Genomic DNA, 25,418 nt, shown 5'->3' with positions numbered 1-25,418 from the left:
CGCATGGGTGGCCGACAGGTGCCGGCGGCACGGCGGTTACTGGCCGAGACACTGGACGGCGTACGGCCCGAGCACGAACAGCTGTCGGCGGCCCGCTCGGTCGTGGCCGAACTGGGCGCCCCCGAGCGCCTGTTGGAGCTGATAGCCGAACTCGCCTCCGGTGAGGGGGATCCGGAGGGCTGCGCCCGGCTCTCGTACCGGCATGTCCTCGGCTTCGACAAGCTCCTCCTCGTCGACGGCGGCCCGCACCACATGCTGCGCGCCCACCTGTGGCATCCGGGGCGGGGCGCGGCCGGCAAGGAGGACATCCACAACCACCGCTCCCCCCTCGCGTCCTGCGTGGTACGGGGGCGGCTGGCGATGGAGCTGTACGCGCCCCGCGGTGACGGCGGTATCGAGGCGGACCGGTACCAGGAGTCCCTGGCGGACGGTTCGGCCGACTGGCTGCTCGAACCGACGGGACCCGCCCGGCTGCATCTCACCCAGGTCGCGGAGTACGCGGCGGGCAGCACCTACGCCCTGCCCGCGCGCACCCTGCACCGGGCGTGGTGCGACACGGCGGAGCCGACGGTGACGCTCTTCCTGGAGACGGGGAACGGACGGCGGCGGCACACCGACGTGTTCACGGGGGCGGGGCCCCACCCGGGGGCCGTACCGAAGGTGCCGCTCGGGGTGGAGGACTACTTGAGCGAACTCGACGCGCTGGCGGAGCTGCTCAGACGTTCGTGAGGGCCTGGCGCACGATGTCCAGGTTGTACTCGTCGATGTCGACGGTGTGCAGTTCGGCCGGACGCAGCCAGCGGTGGGCCTGGTCCGGCTCGGGAAGGGTGATGTGCCGGGAGAGCGGCCTGACCAGGAAGTTCTCCTGCCAGTTCGTGATCTCGCGTCCGTGGTACTCACTCATGAACGACGATTCGCCGACCTTGCGGACGACCTCGCCGAGAAGCCCGGTCTCCTCCTTGAGCTCCCGCAGCACGCCGTCCTCGGGCTGTTCGCCGGGCTCCAGCTTCCCGCAGGGCACGCCCCACACCCGGGGCAGGAACCGCTCCGTCTCACTGCGGCGCACCAGCAGGACGCGGCCCTTGCTGAGCACGACGGCCGCGGCCAGTCGCTTGCTGCCGGGGATGTCCATGATTCCTGGGTCCCTCACCGGTCGGAGAGTACACGGAGCCTCATACCCACGAAAGCATCAACGCTACCAGCCCGCCCCCCGTGGGGGGAGCGGGTGGCGTCGTGCGGCTCAGGCGGATCTCGTCCACTGCTGGTTGGCCGCGCCGTTGCAGGCGTACGTGATGACCGCGGCCGAGTCGGCGGTGGACGCGCCGTTCACGTCCAGGCATTCGCCGCTCGCGCGGGACTTCAGGGTCACGTAGGAGCCGGTCGTGGTGAGCGACCACTGCTGGGCGGTCGCCGAGGCGTCGCAGTTCTCCTGGGTGACGGTGTCGGCGTTCTCCCGCAGGCACAGGGAGCTGCCGCGGACCGCCAGTTGGTGGTAGCCGCCGCCGAGCGGCTTGAACCAGTACTTCTGGTTGGCACCACCGTTGCAGGTGTACTGCTTGATCTGGGCACCGGCCCACAGCGACTGACCGGTCACGTCGGCGCACTTGGAGGAGTGGCGGGCGATCAGCGAGTTGTAGGTGGCGCTCGTCCCGGAGACGGTCCCGGCGGCCGTGTCGACGGTGGCCTCCGGTGACCAGGTCATGGACAGCGTGGTCGAGGTCGGGAAGGTCAGCGGCAGCCAGACGTAACGGGAGTCGTTGACCGTGCCGCCGAAGGAGTTGCCCCAGCGGTCGCCCAGGTAGAGGTAGGAGGTGCCCGAACTCCCCTGCACGGGCAGGACGTAGGCGGTCTGCGAGCCGTACGCCGTCGCGTCGCCGACGTTCTTCATCGCCGTCCAGGGGCCCGCGACGGACGTCGCCGTGGCGTACTGCTGCTGGTTGGGGTTCCAGCCGGTCGCGCCCGACGTCAGCATGAAGTAGACACCGCCCCGCTTGAAGAGCGCCGGTGCCTCGCGGTGACCGCCGTGCCAGGGGTCGGCGACCAGGCCGGCGACACCGGTGTAGTCGGCCGTCAGGCGGTAGATGTGCAGGTCGTAGTTCTCGCGGGCGGCCGAGACCATGTACCCGGCGCCGTCCGTGTCGACGAACACCGTGATGTCGCGGGACATGTGCGTGCCCAGCGGCCGGAAGCTGCCCTGCCAGGTGTAGTCGCCGTCCACGGTGTCGGACACGGCGACCGCGGCGCGGGCCTCGCCGTAGTCGACGCCGTTCTCCTTGTGCATCCACATCACGAACGTGCCGGTGGACGCGTTGTACATGACCTTGGGCCGCTCGATGTTCGCGGTGCCCAGTTCGGGGTGGCTCGCCTCGGTCAGGACGTGGTTGCGGAACTCCCAGTTCTTCAGGTCCGTGGAACGGTAGGCGTCCACGGACCGGAAGGTGTTGTCGGGGTTCCGGTTCTCGCCGAACCAGTAGTAGTACGCGCCGGACTTGACGATCCCGCCGCCGTGGGCGTGCACCGGGCCGCCGCCGGTCGCCGTGAACTGGGTGCCGTTGGTGACGGTCTGGGGCGCGGCCTGGGCCGGACCCGCGGTGGCGAGTGCGCCGGCCAGGGCCAGGCAGAGGGCGAGGATCACCGCGTACAGGCGTCTCATCTCGGACACGCTCCTTGGGGGTCGCGGGTGGGGGAACAAAAGCCAACAGAAGCGTTCGGCATATCGCACAACATCTGTCACCCCGAACGCCGAAAAGGTAAGGGCGTGTCACGGACAGGTCAACGGGTCGGGAACGAACCGGTGCGAACGGCGGGGACGGCGAGGACGGGCCGGGCGGGCCGGGCGGGCCGGGCGGGCCGGGCGGGCCGGGCGGGCCGGGCGGGAAAACCCCGTGCGGGCTCTCCGGCCCCGTTGCTACGGTCCCCGTCATGAAGCGCGCCGAGCCGCATGCGACGACGACGCCGGAGAGTGTCCCGGCGCGCTGACCGATGAGCCAGTCCGAAGCCCCGGGGTGAGTGTCCCGGGGCTTCGGCGTACGCGGTCACTCGCCCGGCCCTTCCCGTCCGCGAGGAGACCGCCGTGCCGAACAGCGACATCGACAGCAACAACGACAGCCACAGTCACAGCGAACGCGCCATCCGCACCGCCGACCACGCCGACCACGCCGACCACGCCGACCACGCCGAGGGTCCCGGTCACCGTCACGACCACCGCAGGCTGGGCCGTGAGCTGGGCCTGTTCGACACCGATCCCCTGATCGGTGCGGGGCTGCCGTACTGGCTGCCCGACGGCGCGACCGTGCGGCACACCCTGGAGGAGTACATCCGCGCCGAGGAACGGCGCGCGGGCTACCGGCACGTGTACTCGCCCGTGCTGGGCAAGCGGGAGCTCTACGAGATCTCGGGCCACTGGTCGCACTACAGCGAGGACATGTTCCCGCCGATGGACCTCGGCGCGGAACAGGTCGTGCTGCGGCCCAGCCTGTGTCCGCACCATGCCGTGATCTACCGCTCCCGGTCGCGCAGCTACCGCGAACTGCCGTTGCGGATGGCCGAGTTGGGCGGCATGTACCGCTCCGAGCTGTCGGGTGTGCTCGGCGGACTCACCCGCGTGCGCGCGATCCAGCTGAACGACGCGCACATCTTCTGCACCCTGGACCAGGTGGCCCGGGAGGCGGGCGCGGCGCTGGAGATGATCCGCCGGGCGTACGAGGCGCTCGGCATCACCCCGGCCCGCCACCGGCTCTCGCTGCCGGGCCCGGGCGGCAAGTACGTCGCCGCGCCCGAACTGTGGGAACGCTCCACCGCCCTCCTGACCGAGGTCCTGGACCGCTCGGGGCTCCCGTACGAGTCGGCGGAGGGCGAAGCCGCGTTCTACGGGCCCAAGATCGACGTGCAGGTGGCCGACGGCGCGGGGCGGGAGTCCACCCTGTCCACCGTGCAGATCGACTTCCACCAGCCCGAACGGTTCGGTCTGCACTACGTCGGCGCGGACGGCGCCAGACACCGGCCGGTCATGGTGCACCGCAGCATCATCGGCAGTGTCGAGCGGGCCGTCGCCCTCCTCCTGGAACAGCACGGCGGCGCCTTCCCGGGCTGGCTCGCGCCGACCCAGCTGATGGTCCTGCCGGTCTCGGCGGCGGAACTCCCGAACGCCGAGGCACTGGCCCGGCGCTGCGCCGAACGCCGGCTCCGGGCCGAGGTCGCCGGGCCCGAACGCGGCACCCTGGGCGCCCGTGTCCGGGAGTCCCGCCTGGTCCCCTACCAGGCGGTGATCGGCGGGCGGGAGGCCGCCGGGGACCTGGTCGCCCTGCGACTGCGCGACGGACGCCGGGTGGGGCCGCTGCCGGCCGAGGACGCCCTCGGCCGGATCGCGGCCCTGACCGACGCGCACAGCGCCGCGCTGTGGGAGGACACCGCGTCGTAGGGCGCGCCCCTTCGACTAGCGTCGTCGCATGAAGAGCGACAGGAGCACCTCGTTCGCCGGAGCACTCGCCGCCGGGACGGTCGTTCTCGACGGTGGTCTGTCCAACCAGCTCAGGTCGGCCGGGCACGACCTGAGCGACGAGCTGTGGTCGGCGCGGCTGCTCGTGGAACAGCCGGAGGCGGTCACCGAGGCGCACCTCGCCTACTTCGAGGCCGGGGCGGACGTGGCGACCACCGCCAGTTACCAGGCGACCTTCGAGGGCTTCGGCCGGCGCGGCCTCTCCGCGGAGCGTGCGGCCGGGCTCCTCGGGCTGAGCGTCGGACTCGCCCGGGAGGCGGCCCGGCGGGCGGCGGGGGGTGTGCGGCGGCCGCTGTGGGTGGCGGCGTCGGTGGGCCCGTACGGGGCGATGCTCGCGGACGGCTCCGAGTACCGGGGGCGGTACGGGCTCGGCGTGGACGAGCTGGAGCGCTTCCACCGGCCCCGTCTGGAGGTGCTGGCCGCGGCGCGGCCCGACGTCCTGGCCCTAGAGACCGTGCCGGACGCCGAGGAGGCGCGGGCGCTGCTCAGGGCTGTGCGCGGGCTCGGCGTACCGGCGTGGCTGTCGTACAGCGTCGCCGGGGGGCGGACGCGGGCCGGGCAGCCGCTGGAGGAAGCCTTCGCGGTGGCCGCCGACGCCGAGGAGGTCCTCGCGGTCGGCGTCAACTGCTGTGCGCCGCAGGACGTGACGGCGGCGGTGGCCGTCGCCGCGCGGGTCACCGGCAAGCCGGTCGTCGTCTACCCGAACAGCGGGGAGACCTGGGACGCGGGGGCTCGCGCGTGGAGCGGCCGCTCCACCTTCGCGGCGGAGCAGGTCGGTGACTGGGCGGGGGCGGGGGCACGGCTGATCGGGGGCTGCTGCCGCGTGGGGCCGCAGGCCATCAGCCGGATCGCGGCCACCCTGGGCGGCGCGCCGCGCGGGTGAGGGAGGAGGGGGGTGACCGCCGTCGCCACCGCGCGGGCCGCTGGTGGCTTGTCGCGCAGTTCCCCGCGCCCCTGAGAGGGCGCCCCGCCGTCGCAACCCTGCGGGCCGCCCGTGGCCGAGCGCGCAGTTCTCCGCGCCCCCGAGGGGGCGTTCCCCCTGCTCGCCGCGGCACGGTGCGCCCCCTCAGGGGCGCGGGGAACTGCGCGGCCAGCCACCAGCGGCCCGCAGACGACAAGCGCAGGCCGGCACCGTTCCCAGGGCTCCGGCGGGGCGGGCGGCCGGAAGCGGCCGCTCCCGGCGCATCACAGAACCCCCCTGCCCGGCAGCCCCGTACCCGCTCTACCGCGGCGAGTTCGGGCGGCCTTACTGTAGGAAGCGCTTTCTATCCGAAACTTTCGCGGGCCCTCGGGACGGGGCCGGAGAGGTGGGCTCCATGGTGCGTACCGGGAGCGCGGCGGGGCCGACCCTCGCGGTCGTCGCCCGCGAGGCGGGAGTGTCCGTGCCGACGGCGTCGAAGGTGGTCAACGGCCGCGAGGACGTGGCGCCGGAGACCCGTCGCCGGGTCACGGAGGCCCTCGACCGGCTGGGCTACGTGCGCAGACCCCGCTTCGACGCGCTGAAGCCGCCGGGCCTGGTCGATCTCGTCGTGCACTCGCTGGAGAGCCCCTGGTCGGGCGCGATCCTGCGCGGGGTCGCGGAGGCGGCGCACGACGCGGGCCTGGAGGTGGTGGTCTCGGCGGGGTCGACCAGGACCCGCGGCGGCCGCCCGGTGCGCGGCTGGCTGGACAAGCTCTCCACCCGCGGTTCCTCCGGGGTGCTGTTCCACCTCGCCGAGCTGACCGCGTCCGAGTACGCCTGGCTGGAGCAGCACCGCGTCCCGTTCGTGCTGATCGACCCGGTGCTCGAACCACCGCCGGGGGCCGTGTCGGTCGGCGCGGCCAACTGGCAGGGCGGGGTGAGCGCCACCGAGCACCTGCTCCGGCTCGGCCACGAACGCATCGCCGTCGTCGCGGGCCACCGCCGCACGATGTGCAGCAACGCACGCGTCGCCGGCTACCGTTCGGCGCTCGCGGCGGCCGGGCTGCGCCATCGGCCCGAGTACCTGCGCCACGCTGGTTTCGACGACCTCTCCGCGCATCGCAGGATGCTGGAGCTGCTCGATCTGCCGGAGCCGCCCACCGCCGTCTTCGTCTGCTCGGACCGGATGGCGCTCGGCGCGTACCGGGCGCTCGCCGAACGGGGGGTGCCCGTACCGGACGGGGTGAGCCTGGTCGGCTTCGACGATCTGCCCGAGGCCCACTGGGCCTCACCGGCCCTGACGACCGTCCGCCAGCCGCTGTCCGAGATGGCCGCGGTCGCGCTGCGCCTGCTGGTGCGGATGATGGCCGGCGAGGAGCCCGAGGGGACGCGGACCGAGCTGTCGACGCGGCTGGTCGTGCGGGCGAGTACCGCGGCGTGCCGGCTCCGGCCGGACGTCAACGCCCCCGGCCGCCGGCCGCCCAGGTGATCGCGCCCAGCAGGTGGGCGCGGAAGCCGGGGTCCTCGTAGGCTTCCGGGGCGTGGCCCAGGGCGGTGTAGAAGGCGCGGCCCGCGCCCTGTCGGTGGCACCAGACGAGCGGGTGGTCCTCGCCCATCCCGCCTCCGTCGTACGAGGTCTCGTCGGCCGAGACGAGCACGCGGACCGAACCCCGCGGGCTGGTGCGGAAGTCGTACCACTCGTCCGTGAACTCCCAGACGGCGGGCAGGTGCCGGGTGGCCGGATGGTCCCTGTCCTCCACCACCGCCCGGCCCGGCTGGTACGCGGGGTGGCGGGCGAAGCGGGCCCCGAGCAGCTCGCCGTAGTAGGGCCAGTCGTACTCCGTGCAGGCGGCCGCGTGCACCCCGACGAAGCCGCCACCGCCGTCGACGTACGCGGCGAGGTGCTCCCGGCCCGCGGGGGTGAGGACGTCACCGCTGGTGGAGAGGAAGACGACGGCCGCGTACGGGCCGAGGGGGGCGTCGAAGCAGCCGGGGTCCTCCGTCGCGTGGACGGTGAAGCCGTGCGCGGCACCGAGGGACCGGAGGGCGGCGACGCCGTCGGGGATCGAGTCGTGGCGGTAGTCCGTGGTGCGGGTGTAGACGAGGAGGCGGGGTCCGGGGTGCTGAGCTGCCATGGGGCCCGACTGTAGTGCGCGGGCCGGTCCGTCGCCCCGGGTCCGATTCCTTCAAGACCCGCGCCCCCGCCGTTCCTACGGTGGTCCCATGACTTCGCGAAAGACACCACGCTTCGATCTCATCGGTCTCGTCGTCTCCGACATGGCCGCCTCGCTCGCCTTCTACCGTCGGCTCGGTCTGGAGTTCCCGGCGGACGCCGAGAGCGCGCCGCACGTCGAGGCGGAACTGCCCGGCGGACTGCGTCTCGCGCTCGACACGGAGGACACCGTCCGTTCGTTCCACCCCGGCTGGCAGCCGCCGTCGGGCGGGGGCCGGGTCGGCCTGGCCTTCCTCTGCGACGGCCCCGCCGAGGTGGACGCCACGTACGAGAGCCTCCTGGCCGCCGGGCACGAGGGGGAACTCAAGCCGTTCGACGCGCCCTGGGGCATGCGGTACGCCGTGGTCCATGACCCCGACGGGAACGGGGTCGACCTCTTCGCCCGCCTCGACGGCGTGTGACGCTGCGGGTCGTCGTGGGGGGCCCGCGCGGTTCACCGAGGCCCCTGGGGTCCCTCAGCGGTGGAGCAGCACCCCGAGCGGCGCTCCCGCCAACTCCCGTACCTCCCGCGCCAGGTGCGCCTGGTCCGCGTACCCCGTCACCGCGGCCACCTCGGCCGCGGGCACGCCGTCCCGTGCCAGTGACAGCGCCCGCTGGAGCCGGAGAATCCGCGCGAGGGTCTTGGGTCCGTATCCGAACGCGTCCAGCGCCCGCCGGTGCAACTGCCGCGCGCTCCACCCCACCTCGTCGGCCGTGGCGGTGACGGCGCGCCCCGCTCCGAGGGCCGCGACGACGGCTCCGAGCCGCGGATCGGGCGGCTCGGCGTCGGCGGCCCGCCGTACGGCCACCGCTTCGAGCGCCGCGGCGGGATCGTCCGCCGCGTCCACCCGCTCGGTCAGCCGCCGTGCCGCGGCCCCGCCCCACAGGTCGGCGAGGTCGACGCGCCGGTCGCGCAGTTCTTGGGCGGGTACGCCGAGGTAGGAGGGGGCGGTGCCGGGGAAGAACCGGACGCCCGCGTACCGCACCGGGCCACCGCCGGGGCCGGGCCCTGAGCCACCGTGGCCGTCGCTCACGTACGCGCGGGTGTCGGGGCCCGCGACGAACAGCCGGCCCTCGGACCACAGCAGGTCCATGCACCCGTCGGGCAGCACCGGGGCGGTCTCCCCGGGCACGGCGGTGCGGGTCCACACGACGGCGCCGGTGAGCCGCGACGCCCGTTCCCGGTACGGCGCCGGCGACGTCCCGGTGTACGGCTCGGCCACGCTCAGAAGGCTACGCCCGCCGACGGCCGCGCCGCTCCCGTCCGGTGTTCCTGCGGGCTGACCCCGTAGACCCGCTTGAAGGCGCCGGACAGGGCGAACGCGCTGCCGTAGCCGACCTGGCGGGCGATCGCCTCCAGGGTGTCCCCGGTGTCGCGCAGGCGGTCCGCGGCGAGGGCGAGGCGCCAGCCGGTCAGGTACGTCATCGGGGGGTCGCCGACGAGTGCGGCGAAGCGGCGGGCGAGCGCGGCCCGCGAGACGCCGGTCTTCGCGGCGAGGGAGGCGACCGTCCAGGGGTGCGCCGGATCGTCCTGGAGGAGCCGCAGCGCACGGCCGACGACGGGGTCGGCGAGTGCCCGGTACCAGGCGGGGGCCGCGGCCTCCGGGCGGGCGAACCAGGCCCGCAGCGCGGCGATGACCAGCAGGTCGAGCAGCCGGTCGAGGACGACCTCCTGGCCGGGCTCGTCGCGCACGATCTCCTCGGTGAGCAGCGGGGTGAGCGGGCACTCCCACACCTCGGGGGTCAGTGTCAGCACCGGCGGCAGGGCGTCGAGGAGGCGCGCGCCGACCTCGCCCCGCGCCGGGTACGTACCGATCAGCATCACCATGGAACCGTCGAGCCGCTGTCCCCAGCTGCGGACCCCGAGGTCCATGGTGCCCCGCATCGGGCGCCCGTCCGGGTACGTGCACACCTGGCCCGGCAGGATCACCGCGCCCGGCGGTGTCGCGGGGTCGTCGGCGCAGGTGTACGGGTCGGGGCCGCGCGCGATGGCGAGATCGCCGGCCCGCAGCCGCACGGGCGCTCCGGTGTGGGGCGTGAGCCAGGACTCGCCGCGGATCATCAGCATCACGGTGAGGGGGGCGCGGTCCTCGATCCGGATGGACCAGGGCGGTTCGAAGCACGCCCGGATCATGAAGGCGCCGCGTGCGCGTGGACCCTCCAGAAGTCCGGCGAGTGCGTCCATGGCCCCAGAGTAGACGCGCTCTTATGGGAACGAGAGGCTCGGCGATGTTCCCGTGCGGACGGCGGCCGTTGACTGGGCGCATGACGCAGAACACGCGGAACGGGACGCTGTTGGTGACGGGGGCCTCGGGGAAGACGGGGCGTCGGGTGGCGGAGGCGGCGAAGGCGGCCGGCTTCCGGGTACGGGCCGCTTCACGCGGTGGTGAGGTGCGCTTCGACTGGTACGACTCCTCGACGTGGGACGCGGCGCTGCGGGGAGCCGACGCGGCGTATCTGGCGTACGCGCCGGACATCGGCGCGCCGGGCGCGGCCGGGAACGTCGCCGCCTTCGCCCGGCGGGCCCAGGAGCTCGGCGTCCGCCGGCTGGTGCTGCTGTCGGCGCGCGGGGAGCGGCAGGCGGAGCCCACCGAGCGGGCGCTGCGGGAGTCGGGGGCCGAGTGGACCGTGGTGCAGGCCGACTGGTTCTTCCAGAACTTCAGCGAGGGACTGCTGCTGGAGGGCGTGCGCGGCGGCGAGTTCGTCTTCCCGGCGGGCGAGGTGCCGGTGGCGTTCATCGACACGCGGGATCTCGCGGAGGTCGTGGTGCGGGCGCTGACGGACGCCTCGTACGTGGGGCGGACGCTGGAGATCACGGGGGCGCGGCTGCTGTCCTTCGGCAAGGCCGTGGCGGAGATCTCCGCGGCGGCGGGCCGGGAGATCCGGTACGTGCCGGTGCCGACGAAGGAGTACGGGGCGATCCTGGCCGGGTTCGGGCTGCCGGCCGAGGAGGTCGCGTTCATGGAAGAGGTCTTCGACGGGCTGCTGGACGGGCGGGGCGCGCGGACCACCGACGTGGTGCGGCAGGTTCTCGGGCGGGCGCCGCGCGACTTCGCGGACTTCGCCGCGGAGCACGCGGCGGCCGGGGTGTGGAAGGTCTGACGTACCCGGGATCCCGGAGCGCGTCCGGCGCTCCCGTTCCCTCCGGCGCCCCCGTCGCGGTCACTGCGGCGGGGGCGTCTCCTCGCCGTGCTTGGGGGTGCTCTTGGCGTGCGCGCGCAGCCGTGAGGTCACGTCCTCGGGGGGCAGGAAGCGGGACCAGCGCTCGGGGAACTCGGAGGGCATGTCCGGGTCGTCGGGGTCGTCGGGGTCGAGTTCGGCCCGCGCGGCGCGGGCCGCGGCCGCGCGGGCCACGAGGTCGGCGGCCTGCTCGGCGCGCAGCCGTTCGTTGACGGCGCGGGCGGCGGCGGTGGCGGCGGCCGGCCAGACGCGGTCGATGGCGGCGTTGACGGCGGCGCCCACCAGCACGGCGAAGGCGGAGACGCCGATCCACAGGAGGACGGCGACGGGCGCGGCCAGCGAGCCGTAGATCGTGGGTCCCTCGACGGTGTTCGTCAGGTAGATGCGCAGCAGGAAGCTGCCCAGCACCCACATGGTGAGCGCCACGAGGGCGCCGGGCACGTCCTCGATCCACGGCGAGCGCACCGGAACTGACACGTGGTACAGGGTGGTCAGGAAGACGATGGACAGGATGATGACGACGGGCCAGTACAGCACCTGGACGACGGTCGTCGACCACGGCACGACGTTCACCACCGCGTCCGGGCCCGCGACCATCAGCGGCAGCGCGACCGAGCCGATCAGCAGGGCCACGAGGAAGAGCAGGAAGGCCATCAGCCGGGTCCTGACGATGCCACGCACCCCGTCGAGGCCGTACATGACGGTGATGGTGTCGATGAAGACGTTGACCGCTCGGGAGCCGGACCACAGGGCGAACAGGAAACCCAGGGAGATGACGTCGGGCCGCCCGCCCTCCATCACGTCGTGCAGGAGCGGCTGGGCGATCTGTGCGACGCCCTTGTCGGTCAGGACCGTGCGGGAAGCCTCCAGGAGGCTTCGCTCCAGGCTGGCGATGGTGTCGGCGCCGGTCCAGTCGTCGACGTAGCCGAGCAGGCCGATCATGCTGAGCAGCAGCGGCGGCACGGACAGCAGCGTGAAGAACGCGGCCTCCGCCGCGAGTCCGAGGATCCGGTACTCGATGCACGAGTTCACGGTGTCCTTGAGGAGCAGCCAGGCGGTCCTGCGCTTGGAGACGTTCCGGTAGAGGGCGCGCGCCCGGTGGAGACGGCCGGACGTCCTCTGAGGGGGTTCACTTGCTGGCTGCACGCCCTAAAGGTATCCGCCGTGCCCGGTCGCACTCATCTTCGGTGCCACCGCCCGGGCCGGTGCGGTGGGGGCGGGGCCGGCGGACCTGCGGCGGGACGCCTCCGATCCGGTTCCGTGATACCGCGGAAAAGCGGCAGCAATTCCGCGGCAATCGCCAAAGGAAATCGAACCTGTATTTTGTCATGACCCCGTGGCCGAATGATGTGCCCCGCAGAAGCGGAAGGGGAGACGACATATGCACCGCCCCCGGGTGAGTTCCCCGGCCGTACGGGCGGACGAGATCATTCAGGGATGCGTCCGTTGAAGCATCGAACGGCGATAAAGCGCCATAGACCGAAACGCCCTTGACCCGTTCATGAGCACCCCGAAACAATTCGGACTGCATATCACCGAGCACGTGGGGACGGCTCGGTCGCACCACGACACGGGGGACTCAGAAGGGCCTGAAAAGGGGTCCTGCACAGCCGCTTCACCCGTGATCCGCGTGGGAACCACGCGGATCACGCCGTGCTGCCCCGCACCCTTTCACGCGGCCACTTCCGACACTTCCCGAACACCTCTCCCTCTCCTGCCCCCCTCTTTCCATGGGCACTTCCTTTCCCCTGCACGACAACTCCTTGCGGAACGGCTCTCCCGGGCGGAACAACCATTTCTCCCGGCACACCGGAGTCACACAGGAATCGCCTTTGTTCACCCACGCCACGCTCGTCACCAATTCAGGTGAACATTGAAACTGCGGGCGCGAATCCTTCGTATTCCCCTTCGAGGTGCCAAACACTCCGAACAGTCCACAAGTAGCAGTAATCACCAGCAAGGAGATCAAGTGGTGGGAAATCCCGGTGAGGTCACGGCTGTCGCTCCGGCGCTGCCGCCGACCACCCGCGACCCGGTGAACGGGACCGAACGTGTCCTCGCGGAGGTGCTCGCCGGGGTCGTACGCGTCGAGCGGGTCCCCGTCGACAGCCATTTCTTCGACGACCTCGGCGCCAATTCCCTGGTCATGGCGCACTTCTGCGCCCGGGTCAGGAAGCACCCCGACCTGCCGGCCGTGTCGATGCGCGACGTGTACGGACACCCGACGATCCGCGGTCTCGCGGCGGCGCTCGCCGGCGTCCCGGCCGAGGCGCCCGCGCCACCGCCGGAACCGGCCGGGCCTCCCCCGCGCGGCAGCAGCGCACGGTACGTGCTGTGCGGGGCGCTCCAGTTCCTGACGTTCGCGCTGTACTGCCTGCTCTCCGGGCTCGTCACCGCCCAGGGATACGGCTGGGTCTCGGCCGGGGACGGCGTCGTGGACGTCTACCTGCGGTCGGCCGCGTTCGGGGGCGCCGTCCTCGTCGGCCTGTGCACGGTGCCGGTGGTGGCCAAGTGGGTGCTGGTCGGCCGCTGGAAGGAGACCGAGTTCCCGGTCTGGACCCTGGCCTATCTGCGCTTCTGGACCGTCAAGGTGCTGCTGCACGTGAACCCGATGGTCCTGTTCGCCGGCAACCCGCTCTACGTGCTCTACCTGCGGGCGCTCGGCGCGCGGATCGGCAGGAACGTCACGATCCTCTCCCGCTCGGTACCGGTCTGCACCGACCTGTTCAGCGTCGGCGACGACACGGTGATCCGCAAGGACTCGCACTTCCTGTGCTACCAGGCGCACGCCGGGCACATCCGTACCGGCCGGGTCACGCTGGGCCGGGGCGTGTTCGTCGGGGAGAACACCGTCCTCGACATCGGCACCACCATGGGCGACGGGAGCCAGCTCGGCCACGCGTCCGCGCTGTACGGCGGCGCCGCGGTGCCGGCCGGGCAGCGCCGGCACGGCTCCCCCGCCCAGCGCACGGACGTGGACCACCTACGGGTCGCCCCGGCGGACTGCGGCACCGCGCGCCGGGTGGGCTACGGCCTGGCCACCGTGCTCCAGACACTGCTGGTCACCATGCCGCTGCTCGTCGGCGGCGCGTACATGCTGCTCACGGTGGCGCCCTCGCTCGACGTGCTGCTGAACCGGGACGCGCTGCACCTCACGTCGGGGCGGTTCTACGCCGAGGCACTGGGTCTGTCGCTCGCGCTCTTCGCGGGCTCCGTCGTGGTCGGCCTCGCCTTCGTGACCGTCGTCCCGCGGCTGCTCGCCCGGTTCCTGGAGCCGGACCGGGTCTACCCGCTCTACGGCTTCCACTACTCGGTGCAGCGCACCGTCGCGCGGCTGACCAACGTCCATTTCTTCACCTGGCTGTGCGGGGACAGCTCGTACATCGTCCACTACCTGCGCGCTCTCGGGTACGACCTCTCGCACGTCCGGCAGACCGGCTCCAACTTCGGTACGGCGGTCGCGCACGAGACGCCGTTCCTGGCCTCCGTCGGCAGCGGCACGATGGTCGCCGACGGCCTCTCGATCATGAACGCCGAGTTCTCCGCCACGTCGTTCCGCGTCTCGCGCGCGACGATCGGCGCGAACAGCTTCCTGGGCAACCACATCGCCTACCCGGTCGGCGGCCGCACGGGCGAGAACGTCCTGCTCGCGACGAAGGTCATGGTGCCGCTCGACGGGGAGGTCCGCGAAGGGGTCGGCCTGCTGGGGTCGCCGCCCTTCGAGATACCGCGGACCGTGGAGCGCGACACCCGCTTCGACCACCTGCGGGAGGGCGACGAGCTGCACCGCCGCCTCGCCGCGAAGAACCGTCACAACCTGCGCACCATGGGCCTGTTCCTGTTCATCCGGTGGTTCGACATGTTCGCGCTCACGGTCCTCGGCTTCGCCGCCTTCGACCTGTCCGGGGAGCACGGCACCGCCGGCGGCCTGCTGCTCGGGGCGTCCCTGATCGCCGGACTCCTGTTCACCACCGGCTACTACGTGCTGGTGGAGCGGATCATCCTGCGGTTCCGTCCACTGGAGCCCCGGCTGCACTCGATCTACGACCCGCTGTTCTGGCGGCAGGAGCGGCTGTGGAAGCTCCCCGACCGGCACCTCGCCGTCTTCAACGGCACCCCGTTCAAGAACGTGGTCTGGCGGCTTCTCGGGGTCCGCATCGGCCGCCGGGTCTTCGACGACGGCGCCTACATCACCGAGCGCACGCTCACCGCCGTCGGGGACGACTGCACCCTCGGCGCGCAGAGCAAGATCCAGTCCCACTCGCAGGAGGACGGCACCTTCAAGTCCGACCACATCGTGATCGGCGACGGCGTCACGCTCGGCGTCGGCGCGCTCGTCCACTACGGCGCGTCGATGGGGGACGCCGCCGTACTCGCCGCCGACTCCTTCCTCATGAAGGGCGAGGAGGTACCGCCGGGGGCGCACTGGGGCGGGAACCCGGCGGTCGCACCACGGCGCGCCTGACGGCACCACGGCACACACGCAGACACAGGGGGGAACAAGAAGTGGACACCATTCCGAGGTGGGCGCCCGACCCGGTCCCGGGGACGGCGGAGTACGCGGTACCGCTGCCGGACGGCCTGACGGGGGAACCGTCCGTGCTCCTGGCCGCCCATGCCAAGGTGCTCGCGGCACTGTCCGGCGAGCGCGAGATCGTCACCGGCTATGTCCCCGCGAAGGGCGCGGCGCCGCTGCGCCGGCGGCTGACCGTCGGCCCCGGCCCGTGGCGTGGCCTGCTCGCTCAGGCGGACCTGGCGGTACGGGAGGCCGCCCGGACGCCGGCGGTGCGGGCGGCGGGCCGCGAACCGCTCTCCTTCGAGGCCGTGCTCGATCCGCACGGCGGCGACATCCCCGCGGACACCGTGCTGCACGTGCGCGTCGAGGACCGCACGCTGCGCCTGCGCCACCGCACCGACGTCCTCGACGCCGACGCGGCCGCCCGGATCGCCGGCTACCACCTGACCGCGCTCGCCCTGCTCACCGCCGATCCGGACGCCGGGCACGACCGGCACACCCTGCTGGGCGGCGACGAACTCCGGTTCCAGCTGGACGGGCTGGCCGGACCGCACCGCGCACTGCCGGACCGCCGGGTCCACGAGCTCTTCGAGGAGCGCGCGGCGGCGCATCCGGACGCCGTCGCCGCGGTACGGGGCGACCGGCAGTGGACGTACGGCGAGCTCAACGCGCGGGCCAACCGGCTCGGCCGGGCCCTGCTCGCCCGCGGACTGCGCCCCGAAGGGGTCGTCGCCGTCGTCATGGAACGCGACCTGGACTGGCTGGCCGCCGTCCTCGGCGTCCTCAAGGCGGGCGGCGTGTACCTGCCCGTCGAGCCGCACTTCCCCGCCGGGCGCGTCGAGGCGACGCTGCGGCGCTCGGGATGCGAACTCGTCCTGACCGAGCACGGCGGCACCGGCACCCCGGACCTGACCGGCACCGGCGCCCGCGTCCTGCACGTCGAGACCGCCTACGCGGAGGACCACCCGGGCGGCGACCTCGGTGTCCCGGTCGCCGCGGACCAGCTCGCGTACATCTACTTCACCTCCGGCTCCACCGGCGAGCCCAAGGGCGCGATGTGCGAGCACGCGGGCTTCCTCAACCACGTCCTCGCCAAGATCGACGACCTGGGCATCGGCGAGGGCCAGGTCGTCGCGCAGACGGCGCCCCAGTGCTTCGACATCTCGCTGTGGCAGCTGGTCTCCGCACTGCTGGTCGGCGGCCGGACCCTGCTGGTCCCCCAGGACGTGATCCTGGACGTCCCGCGGTTCGTGGACACGGTCGCCGAGGGCCGGGTCGACGTGCTCCAGATCGTCCCGTCGTACCTGGAGGCCGTGCTGTCCGAGCTGGAGCAGCGGCCGCGCGAACTGCCGCACCTGCGCTGTGTGTCGGTCACCGGTGAGGCCGTGAAGAAGGAACTCGTCCAGCGCTGGTTCGCGGCCGAGCCGGACATCCGGCTGGTCAACGCGTACGGGCTGACCGAGACCTCCGACGACACCAACCACGAGGTCATGTCCCGCGTCCCGGACGAGGACCGCGTCCCGCTCGGCCCGCCGGTCGCCAACGTCCGCGTGTACGTCGTCGACGAGCACCTGTCGCCCGTACCCCTGGGGGCGCCCGGCGAGATCGTCTTCTCCGGGGTCTGCGTCGGCCGCGGGTACGTCAACGACCCCGAGCGCACGGAGGCGGCGTTCCGGGACGACCCGTACCGGCCGGGCGAGCGGCTCTACCGCAGCGGGGACCACGGCCGGTGGCTGCCCGGCGGGAAGCTGGAGTTCCTCGGCCGCCGGGACAGCCAGGTGAAGATCCGCGGCTTCCGCATCGAGATCGGCGAGATCGAGAACGCCCTGCTGCGGGTGCCCGGTGTGCACGACGGCGCCGTGGTGGTCGTGGGCGGCACACGGCTGGTGGCGTTCTGCGCCGGCCCCCGGCCGGCCGGCGCCGCGGCCGTGCTGGAACGGCTGGCCGCCTCGCTCCCCGCCTACATGGTCCCCTCGGCCGTCCACTGGCGCGACGGCCTGCCGCTGACCGCCAACGGCAAGACCGACCGCAGGACGCTGACCGCCCTCGCCGGGGACCTCGACTCCGCGGGCACCGCCGCCGACGGGGCCGGTGCCGCCGAGGGCCACGCGCCGGCCACCCCGGGCGAGCGGCGCCTGGCGGCGGCCTGGGCCGAGGTGCTGGGCCTCCCCACGGACCGGATCGGCCGCCGGGACCACTTCTTCGAGCGCGGCGGCACCTCGCTCGCGGCGGTGAAGCTGGCGGTCGCCCTCGACCGGGCGGTCACCCTCAAGGACGTCACCCGCCGCCCCGTCCTCGCGGACCTGGCGGAACTGCTCGACGACACCCGCCGGGAAGCCTCGTGAACCGGGCCGGCGGCCGGTCCGGCCCGGCACCGGAGCGGACCGTGGACACACCACGCGGGGCCGCCCGCACACCCGCGTACCAGCCGATCGGCGCACGACCGAAAGGAACCACACGATGACGTCCTCCTCTCCGGCACTGCTGCCCGACCTCGACCTGCGCCCCGGGCGCCCGCCGGTCCTGCGCGCCGACGCGGTCGGGGACGCGGCGGGCTGGGCGGCCACCCACCGTGACGCGCTGCGCGCCGTGGTCGCCGCGCACGGCAGCGTCCTGGTCCGCGGCCTGGGGCTGAGCGACCCGGACACGACCGCGCACGTCTTCCGGCGGCTGGCCGACGGCCTGATGCCCGACCGGGAGTCCTTCGCGCCGCGGCGGACGTACGCCGACGGCGTGTACTCCTCCTCCAAGTGGCCGCCCAACCAGCAGATGTGCATGCACCACGAGCTGAGCTACGCGCTGGAGTTCCCCGCTCTCATGCTGTTCGCGTGCCTGGACGCGCCGGCCGGGGGCGGCGCCACCGCGGTCGCCGACGCGTCCGCCGTGCTCGCCGCCCTGCCGGCCGCCCTCACCGAGCGCTTCGCGCGGGAGGGCTGGCTGCTCACCCGGACGTACAACGACGAGATCGGGGCGACGCTCACCGAGTCCTTCGGGACCGGGGACCGCGCCGCCGTGGAGCGCTACTGCCGTGCCCACGCGATCGAGACCGCCTGGCGGGACGACGGCTCCCTGCACACCCGCCAGCGCCGCGCCGCGGTGGTCCGCCACCCCGTCACGGGGCAGCCCTGCTGGTTCAACCAGATCGCCTTCCTCAACGAATGGACGATGGACCCCGAGGTGCGCGAGTACCTGGTGGACGTCTACGGACCCGACGGACTGCCCTTCAACACCCGGCACGGCAACGGCGACCCGATCGGCGAGGACGTGGTCCGGGAGATCAACGCGGTGTACGAGGCACACACCCTCCGCGAGCCGTGGCGCTCCGGTGACCTGATGCTCGTCGACAACATCCGCACCGCGCACAGCCGGGAGCCCTTCGAAGGGCCCCGCGAGGTGCTCGCCGCGCTGGCCGACCCGGTCCGGCCGGCCGACCCGGCTGCGCAGCCGACGACACCGACAGCGACGACGACAGCAACCGGAACGAGGACCGCATGACCGGCACGGACGCAACGGCACAGCCCGCACCCGTACCCGGGGCCGCACCCGGGGCGCTCACCGCTCCCGCGTTCACCGTCGTCTCCGGCACCCAGGTCCAGCAGGTCCTGGAGGGGCGGGAGGCCGAGATCGGGGACCTCGTCGAGAGCGTGTACCGGCTGCACGGGGCGGGCGACTCGGTGAACCCGCCGTCGTACTTCCTGCGCTTCCCGGACCGCCCGTCGTCGCGGATCATCGCGCTGCCGGCGTCGGTCGGCGGGGACGTACGGGTGGACGGCCTGAAGTGGATCTCCAGCTTCCCCGGGAACACGGCGGCCGGGCTGCCGCGTGCCTCGGCGGTGCTGATCCTCAACGACCACGACACCGGCTACCCGTTCGCGTGCCTGGAGAGCTCCATCATCAGCGCCACCCGGACGGCGTCCTCCGCGGCGCTCGCCGCCGACCGGCTCAGCCGCGGCCGCCCCCGGCCGGTCCGCGTAGGCTTCGTCGGCACCGGACTGATCGCCCGCTACATCCACACCCATCTGACCGCCACCGGCTGGTCGTTCGAGGAGACCGGGGTGTTCGACCTGTCCGCGGACAGCGCGACCGGTTTCCGCGGCTATCTGGAGCGGTCGGGCGCCAAGGGGCGGATCTCGGTGCACGACAGCGCCGAGTCACTGATCCGCTCCAGCGACCTGGTGGTCTTCGCCACCGTCGCGGGCGAGCCGCACGTCCACGAGGCCGGCTGGTTCGGCCACGCGCCGCTGGTACTGCACGTCTCGCTGCGCGACCTCGCCCCCGAGATCCTGCTCGCCTCGGCCAACTTCGTGGACGACGTCGAGCACTGCCTGAAGGCGGAGACCTCCGCGCACCTGGCCGAACGCCTCAGCGGCGGGCGGGACTTCATCGACGGCACGCTGGACGACGTGCTGTCCGGGCGGGTGACCGCACCGGCCGACCGGACGGTGGTCTTCTCGCCCTTCGGCCTCGGGGTCCTGGACCTCGCGGTCGGCAAGTTCGTCCACGACGAGGTGGCCCGGCGGGGCGAGCCGCACGTCGTGGACGGGTTCTTCCACGAACTGCGCCGGCACGGCTGACCGGCGGGCGCCGTGCCGCACGGGACGTGGGCACGGCGCCGCACGAAGGCCGCATGAATGGGGGGACATCATGCCTGTCATATCCGATCCTTCGGAGTTCAACGAGGACGAGCTCTACGTCGACCTGCGGGCGACGCTGGGGCTGCCGCTCTTCCTGAAGTGCGAGGGGTTCAATTTCGCCGGGTCGATCAAGATGAAGGCGGCCACCGAGATGGTGGACGCCGCCGAGCGCAGCGGCGCTCTGCGACCGGGGTCCGTCCTGGTCGAGTCGTCGTCCGGGAACCTGGGCGTGGCGCTGAGCGTGCTCGCCGCGAGCCGTGGCTACGGGTTCCTGTGCGTGACCGACGCGCGCTGCAACCCGGCGACCCGGCGGATGATGGAGGCACTGGGCAGCGTGGTCCACGTCGTGGACGAACCCGCCCTGCACGGCGGCTTCCTGGGCGCCCGGATCGCGTACGTGCGGGCGCTGTGCGCCTCGGACGACCGGTACGTCTGGCCCAACCAGTACGCCAACGAGAGCAACTGGCGGGCGCACTACCGCACCACGGCGCCGGCCATCGCCCGCCGCTTCCCGGACCTGGACGTGCTGTTCGTGGGGGCCGGCACGACCGGCACCCTGATGGGCTGCGCGCGCTGGTTCTGGCAGTGGCGGCGCCGGGTGCGGATCGTCGCGGTGGACAGCGTCGGCTCGGTGACCTTCGGCGGGCCCGCCCGCCCCCGGCTGATCCCCGGGCTCGGCATGGGCGTACGTCCGCCCCTGCTCGACGAGTCGTACGTGGACGACGTGGTGCACGTGGAGGAGGCGGACACCGTCCGTGTCTGCCGCCGGCTGGCCGCGCGGGGATTCCTGTTCGGCGGTTCCACCGGCACGGTGGTCAGCGGGGCGTCCGCGTGGATGGACCTGCACGGGCGGCGGGACCTCACGTCGGTGGCGATCGCCCCCGACCTCGGCGAGCGCTACCTCGACACCGTCCACAGCCCGGCCTGGTCGGCGGGCCCGCGCAGTGAGGACACGCTCGGCTCCGGGGACCTGGCCGCGCTCTCCCGTCCGGCCTGACGGGACGGCGGCGGTCCGGCATACGGGGGGGTGCGGCGGGAGGTGGGTGACGATCGCCGCACCGCGGGTAGGTTCGCAGTCATGGCAGCCAGCACCCACACCGTGACCAACCAGGCTCCGCCGCTGGTCGCATACGACCTCTTCACCGCCGACCGGGCTCTCGTGGAGGCCGTCGAACGGCATCTCGATCCCGCACTGCTCGACGAGGCACACGACGAACTGTCGGGTCTCGGGCGCACCTCCGGGTCCGCGCAGGTCCAGAAATGGGGGGTACTGGCCAACGAGAACCCGCCGCGACTGCACACCCACGACCGCTACGGCGAGCGCCTCGACGAGGTGGAGTTCCATCCGTCCTGGCACCGGCTGCTCGGCAAGGGCGTCTCGGCGGGGCTGACGTCGGCCTGGTCGCGGCCCGGCGGGCACGTGCGGCGCGCCGCCGGTTTCCTGGTCTGGAGCCAGGTCGAGTCGGGCAACGGCTGTCCGCTGTCGATGACGCACGCGGCGGTGCCCGCGCTGCGCGCCGACCCGGAGCTCGCCGCCGAGTGGGAGCCCCGGCTCACCTCCACGGTCTACGACCAGGACCTGCGGCCGGCCGCCCAGAAGGCCGGCGTGCTCTTCGGGATGGGCATGACGGAGAAGCAGGGCGGCAGCGACGTCCGCGCGAACACGACGGCCGCCCGGCCGCTCGCCGAGGACGGGACGTACGAGCTGACGGGCCACAAGTGGTTCTGCTCGGCGCCGATGTCGGACGGCTTCCTGGTCCTGGCGCAGACGGGCCCCGCCGACGGGCCGGGGGGTCCCACCTGCTTCCTGGTGCCGCGCGTGCTGGCGGACGGCACCCGCAACGTCTTCCGGATCCAGCGCCTGAAGGACAAGCTGGGCAACCGCTCGAACGCCTCCGCCGAGGTCGAGTTCGACGGGACCTGGGCGCGCCGGGTCGGTGAGGAGGGGCGCGGGGTGCGCACCATCATCGGGATGGTGGCGGCGACCCGGCTGGACTGTGTGCTCGGTTCGGCGGGGCTGATGCGGCAGGCCGTCGCACAGGCCGTGCACCACTGCACGTACCGGGAGGCGTTCGGCGGCCGGCTGATCGACAAGCCGCTGATGCGGAACGTGCTGGCGGACCTGGCCCTGGAGTCCGAGGCGGCGACGACCCTTGCGCTGCGTCTCGCCGCCGCGTACGACGACGGGAGCGAGCAGGAACGGGCCTTCCTGCGGCTCGCGGTGCCGGCGGCGAAGTACTGGGTGACCAAGCGGTGCACACCGGTGGTGGTGGAGGCGCTGGAGTGCCTGGGCGGCAACGGGTACGTGGAGGAGTCCGGCATGCCGCGGCTGCTGCGCGAGTCGCCGCTCAACTCCATCTGGGAGGGCGCGGGCAATGTCCAGGCCCTCGACGTGCTGCGGGCGCTCCAGCGGGAACCGGAGGCCCTGAACGCGTATCTCCAGGAGGTCGGTCTCGCGCGCGGCGCCGATCACCGTCTGGACGGCGCGATCAAGAATCTGCTGACCGAACTCGCCGATCTGGGCGGTGTCGAGGGGCGGGCCCGGCGGCTGGTCGAGCGGATCGCCGTGGTGCTGCAGGGTTCGCTGCTGGTCCGGTTCGCGCCGCCGGAGGTCGCCGACGCGTTCTGCGCGTCACGTCTGGGCGGGGACTGGGGGTCGTCGCTGGGCACCCTGCCGCCCACCCTCGACCTGGCCGCGGTGGTGGAACGGGCCCGCCCGGTCTCCTGATCCGCCCGGTCCCCCGGCCTGTTCGGCGACCCGGCCCGCACGGTGGCCGTACGGGCCGGGATGTCCCGGGTACACCGGTGTCCCGGGGCTGTTCCTGAGCACCGGCCGTATCGTTTCCGCGAGCAGTCCGGGGTCCGGCCGGTCCTTCCCGAGAACCCCCGTGACCTGCTGCCCCGTTCGACGGCCCCGGGCGTGCTCCGCGCCCGCGTCACGGCGGCGCGCGGAGGTGTTCCCGACCTATTACGGGGTATTCGACCTGGCTCGCCACCCTCTGCCGTACCATCCCTCTCACGGCCCCCCACATCCGTCTCCTCCGGCCCAACCGTCGGATCGCAGGAGGCAGTTGGCCGCCGACGGGAGGACCTATGACGTATCGGGGCAGACACCGCCGCCGGAAGAAGGGGCGTGTCCTGCGGGGCGCCCTGTCCGGGACCGCCCTCGCCCTCACCGCGGCCGCCACGATCATCACCACCTCGCAGGCCGCGGGCAGCGACAACCCCGGCCCCCTGAAGCCGCTCACCTCGTCGTCCGAGATCGCCAAGCTCCGGCTGCACGAGAATTTGGTCCCCGAGTCGACGCTGGACACACTGCAGAGCGGCATGGGCGGGGCCGTGGGCGTCCGCGACGTCCTCAGGAGCGCCGACCGTCCGATGCGCGACAGGGCCGGCTGCCGCGCCGGCGAGTCGGCGGCCCTGCCCGTCGAACCGGCCGCCACCCGCGCGTACTGCTGGGACAGCGAGGACGCCACGACGCAGAAGTGGCTGCCGCGGTCCGTCACCACCTCGGGGGACGCCGACAACGACGGCGAGTGGGGCGCCGACCGGGTGATCCTGGCCGGCTGGACCCACAACGACCGCAAGGCGGGCGAGCCGGCGGACGACAAGGGGCTGGCCCGGGTCGCCTTCATCGACGCGAACGACCCGGACGACCTCAGGTACCGCTGGGTCCTGCTGGTCGCCCCGCTCGCCGGCGGCAAGGACTTCGGAGCCGTCCGCTCCCACATCGGCGGGATGGTCTGGTACCAGGACAAGCTGATCGTCACCGCGAAGAACGGCGCGGCGCACGACGACGCCCTGTTCGTCTTCGACATGAACCGCATCCTGCGGGCCGGCGTCGACAGCCGGGAGATCGGCAAGGTCGACGGCGGCTACGCGGCGCGCGGCCACCAGTACGTGCTGCCGGCCATCGGCTCGTACCGCCTCGCCGGCGGTGCGTGCAGCACGCGCGACGACAACGCCCGCCCCTGTTTCGCGTCGATCTCCCTGGACCGCACCTCGGCCCCGGACAGCCTGGTCGCGAACGAGTGGTTCAGCCCCGGCCGGACCGAACCGGCCCGCGTCTGGCGCTACCACTTCAGCACCGCGAGCGACCGCACGGGCCTGCTCGCCCGCGACGCCCGTGGCCGGGTGGACGCCGACGAGGCGTACGAGACCGAGGCCGTCGGGCTCCGGGGCGTCCTCTCGCACCGGCCCGGCGGGGCGGACGAGGCCGACTGGTACACCGGCCACGCCCCGGGCGGCAGCGGCGGACACGGCACGCTCTGGCGCCAGGACGAGAGCGCCGCCAAGGCCGCGCAGTGCGGGTCCGGCGGCACGTCGTACGCCTGCTGGGGGCAGCACACCCGGTCGCTGTCGTACTGGCGGGAGACCGGTGAGCTGTGGACTCTCACCGAGCGGGCGGCGAACAAGGACGGCGGGTGGGAACCACCGGCGGTCCCGGAGCGGGTGCTGTACGCGGTCCCTCTGTCGGCGGTCGACGGCTCGGTGCAGTAGGCGTTCGAGCGAGGCGGGCCCGCTTTGGAGGGGGGCCCGCCTCCGTGGTTCGCTGAGCCGCATGAGCATCGCTGTGACCACCTGGTCCCTCGAGCAGACCTCCCCGGACGACCTGCTGCCCGCCGCCGCCCCCGACGGCGACGTCCGGGTCGTCCGCGCCGAGGTGCCCTCCCCCGAGTTCAGCCGCTTCCTGTACGCCGCGGTCGGCGGGGACATCCGCTGGACGGACCGGCTCGGCTGGACGTACGCCCAGTGGCAGGAGGACCTGGCGCGGCCCGGCACCGAGACCTGGGTCGCCCACGAGCGCGGGACGCCCGCCGGGTACGTACAACTGCAGGCGCAGGACGACGGCGTCGTGGAGATCGTCTACTTCGGGCTGATCCCGGCCTTCCGCGGCCGGCGCATCGGCGGGCACCTCCTGTCCCACGGTGTCGCCCGCGCCTGGGACCTGGCCGACCGCTGGCCGGGGCGGACGCCGACGAAGCGCGTCTGGTTGCATACGTGCAGCAAGGACGGGGAGCACGCGATGGACAACTACCTGCGCCGCGGCTTCAGGCTCTTCGACACCCGGGTGGAGGAGGAGCCGGACGTGACCGCGCCCGGGCCCTGGCCCGGGGCGCGGGTCGGCTGACCTGGCCGGACCCGCCACGCCACGGGGCCGGGGCCCAGCCGGTGACCGACAGCACCCTTGTCTCACGCCTCGGGACAAGGGTGTCCGCATCCTGGACGAAGCTGGACTGTGTCCAGATCGCCGTGACACGCTTCCGTCATGTCTGGAACTGGAATTGCCTTGGTGAGTCGGCGGCACGTCGACCTCGGCCGCATGTCCAGCGCCATCTGTCCGGTCCGCTGACCCACGGCGCCAGGGCCTCGTCCCCGCGCCCAGCACCGCCGACATTCCCCTGCCCCGACGTGCACAACGACGCGCACGTATGCCCGCACGCGCCCGCACGCGCAGGTCAGAGCCGCATCCGCCG

Annotated in this window: 21 protein-coding genes; 15 read left to right on the top strand and 6 right to left on the bottom strand. The window is 73.0% G+C overall.

Annotation, left to right across the window (positions count from 1 at the left end; translation table 11 throughout):
• Positions 1-3 precede the first annotated feature (3 nt).
• Positions 4-729 carry a hypothetical protein gene (locus ACFYXC_RS04845; RefSeq protein ID WP_389546977.1) on the top strand — a complete coding sequence of 242 codons (726 nt, stop codon included), beginning with the start codon at positions 4-6 and terminating at the stop codon, positions 727-729.
• Here ACFYXC_RS04845 and ACFYXC_RS04840 read toward each other — a convergent pair.
• Positions 716-1,132, bottom strand: coding sequence for an NUDIX hydrolase (locus ACFYXC_RS04840; protein WP_389548376.1), 417 nt, complete (start codon positions 1,130-1,132; stop codon positions 716-718). The two genes, ACFYXC_RS04845 and ACFYXC_RS04840, sit on opposite strands and share 14 nt — an antisense overlap.
• A 108-nt stretch (positions 1,133-1,240) precedes the next feature.
• Positions 1,241-2,653 (bottom strand): RICIN domain-containing protein, encoded by a 1,413-nt coding sequence (locus ACFYXC_RS04835; RefSeq protein ID WP_389546974.1) that lies wholly within the window; start codon positions 2,651-2,653, stop codon positions 1,241-1,243.
• A gap of 420 nt (positions 2,654-3,073) precedes the next feature.
• On the opposite strand from ACFYXC_RS04835, the gene thrS reads away from it, so the two are divergent.
• From thrS to ACFYXC_RS04820, 3 genes are all read left to right on the top strand, one after another.
• On the top strand, positions 3,074-4,420 hold the full coding sequence (gene thrS, locus ACFYXC_RS04830) for a threonine--tRNA ligase (RefSeq protein ID WP_389546971.1): 1,347 nt from the start codon (positions 3,074-3,076) through the stop codon (positions 4,418-4,420).
• Between the two features lie 28 nt (positions 4,421-4,448).
• Positions 4,449-5,381, top strand: a complete 933-nt coding sequence (mmuM, locus tag ACFYXC_RS04825; protein WP_389546967.1) for a homocysteine S-methyltransferase — start codon at positions 4,449-4,451, stop codon at positions 5,379-5,381.
• 433 nt (positions 5,382-5,814) lie between these two features.
• A complete protein-coding gene (locus ACFYXC_RS04820) occupies positions 5,815-6,888 on the top strand; it encodes a LacI family DNA-binding transcriptional regulator (RefSeq protein ID WP_388907901.1) in 1,074 nt (357 codons plus the stop codon).
• Here the strand turns inward: ACFYXC_RS04820 and ACFYXC_RS04815 are convergent.
• Entirely contained in the window at positions 6,857-7,534 is a 678-nt protein-coding gene (locus ACFYXC_RS04815; RefSeq protein ID WP_389546964.1) for a ThuA domain-containing protein, read from the bottom strand. The genes ACFYXC_RS04820 and ACFYXC_RS04815 overlap by 32 nt on opposite strands.
• An 88-nt stretch (positions 7,535-7,622) precedes the next feature.
• Between ACFYXC_RS04815 and ACFYXC_RS04810 the strand changes: the two genes are divergently transcribed.
• Positions 7,623-8,033: a VOC family protein gene (locus ACFYXC_RS04810; protein WP_388907905.1), complete on the top strand. Its 411-nt coding sequence runs from the start codon at positions 7,623-7,625 to the stop codon at positions 8,031-8,033.
• Positions 8,034-8,087: 54 nt separating this feature from the next.
• On the opposite strand, the gene ACFYXC_RS04805 is transcribed toward ACFYXC_RS04810, so the two are convergent.
• Positions 8,088-8,834, bottom strand: a complete 747-nt coding sequence (locus tag ACFYXC_RS04805) for a helix-turn-helix domain-containing protein (protein ID WP_389546961.1) — start codon at positions 8,832-8,834, stop codon at positions 8,088-8,090.
• 2 nt (positions 8,835-8,836) lie between these two features.
• Complete coding sequence (locus ACFYXC_RS04800) at positions 8,837-9,796, bottom strand: cupin domain-containing protein (RefSeq protein WP_389546958.1); 960 nt, start codon at positions 9,794-9,796, stop codon at positions 8,837-8,839.
• An 80-nt stretch (positions 9,797-9,876) separates the two neighbouring features.
• Between ACFYXC_RS04800 and ACFYXC_RS04795 the strand changes: the two genes are divergently transcribed.
• Positions 9,877-10,713, top strand: coding sequence for an NAD(P)H-binding protein (locus ACFYXC_RS04795; RefSeq protein ID WP_389546955.1), 837 nt, complete (start codon positions 9,877-9,879; stop codon positions 10,711-10,713).
• Between the two features lie 60 nt (positions 10,714-10,773).
• Here ACFYXC_RS04795 and ACFYXC_RS04790 read toward each other — a convergent pair whose 3' ends face one another.
• Positions 10,774-11,937, bottom strand: a complete 1,164-nt coding sequence (locus ACFYXC_RS04790; RefSeq protein WP_388907913.1) for a YihY/virulence factor BrkB family protein — start codon at positions 11,935-11,937, stop codon at positions 10,774-10,776.
• Positions 11,938-12,760: 823 nt separating this feature from the next.
• On the opposite strand from ACFYXC_RS04790, the gene ACFYXC_RS04785 reads away from it, so the two are divergent.
• From ACFYXC_RS04785 to ACFYXC_RS04745, 9 genes are all read left to right on the top strand, one after another.
• Positions 12,761-15,256 (top strand): Pls/PosA family non-ribosomal peptide synthetase, encoded by a 2,496-nt coding sequence (locus ACFYXC_RS04785; protein ID WP_389546951.1) that lies wholly within the window; start codon positions 12,761-12,763, stop codon positions 15,254-15,256.
• Between the two features lie 41 nt (positions 15,257-15,297).
• A complete protein-coding gene (locus ACFYXC_RS04780; RefSeq protein WP_389546948.1) occupies positions 15,298-17,652 on the top strand; it encodes an amino acid adenylation domain-containing protein in 2,355 nt (784 codons plus the stop codon).
• Positions 17,653-17,767: 115 nt separating this feature from the next.
• Positions 17,768-18,802, top strand: coding sequence for a TauD/TfdA family dioxygenase (locus ACFYXC_RS04775; protein ID WP_389546945.1), 1,035 nt, complete (start codon positions 17,768-17,770; stop codon positions 18,800-18,802).
• Positions 18,799-19,881 carry a 2,3-diaminopropionate biosynthesis protein SbnB gene (sbnB, locus tag ACFYXC_RS04770; RefSeq protein ID WP_389546942.1) on the top strand — a complete coding sequence of 361 codons (1,083 nt, stop codon included), beginning with the start codon at positions 18,799-18,801 and terminating at the stop codon, positions 19,879-19,881. Before ACFYXC_RS04775 ends, sbnB begins: the two co-directional genes overlap by 4 nt.
• A 70-nt stretch (positions 19,882-19,951) precedes the next feature.
• Complete coding sequence (gene sbnA / locus ACFYXC_RS04765; protein WP_389546939.1) at positions 19,952-20,938, top strand: 2,3-diaminopropionate biosynthesis protein SbnA; 987 nt, start codon at positions 19,952-19,954, stop codon at positions 20,936-20,938.
• A gap of 81 nt (positions 20,939-21,019) precedes the next feature.
• Complete coding sequence (locus ACFYXC_RS04760) at positions 21,020-22,669, top strand: acyl-CoA dehydrogenase family protein (protein WP_389546936.1); 1,650 nt, start codon at positions 21,020-21,022, stop codon at positions 22,667-22,669.
• A gap of 365 nt (positions 22,670-23,034) precedes the next feature.
• Positions 23,035-24,441, top strand: a complete 1,407-nt coding sequence (locus ACFYXC_RS04755) for a hypothetical protein (protein WP_389546933.1) — start codon at positions 23,035-23,037, stop codon at positions 24,439-24,441.
• A 61-nt stretch (positions 24,442-24,502) separates the two neighbouring features.
• The gene (locus ACFYXC_RS04750; protein ID WP_388907929.1) at positions 24,503-25,072 is read left to right on the top strand and encodes a GNAT family N-acetyltransferase; all 570 of its coding nucleotides are present in this window, start codon (positions 24,503-24,505) and stop codon (positions 25,070-25,072) included.
• Between the two features lie 138 nt (positions 25,073-25,210).
• The gene (locus ACFYXC_RS04745; protein ID WP_349817346.1) at positions 25,211-25,294 is read left to right on the top strand and encodes a putative leader peptide; all 84 of its coding nucleotides are present in this window, start codon (positions 25,211-25,213) and stop codon (positions 25,292-25,294) included.
• Positions 25,295-25,418 lie beyond the last annotated feature (124 nt).

Source organism: Streptomyces sp. NPDC002701, from assembly GCF_042889045.1.
GTDB lineage: Bacteria > Actinomycetota > Actinomycetes > Streptomycetales > Streptomycetaceae > Streptomyces.
Note: the sequence above shows the minus strand (reverse complement) of the source record. Positions and strands in the feature narration are given on the sequence as shown.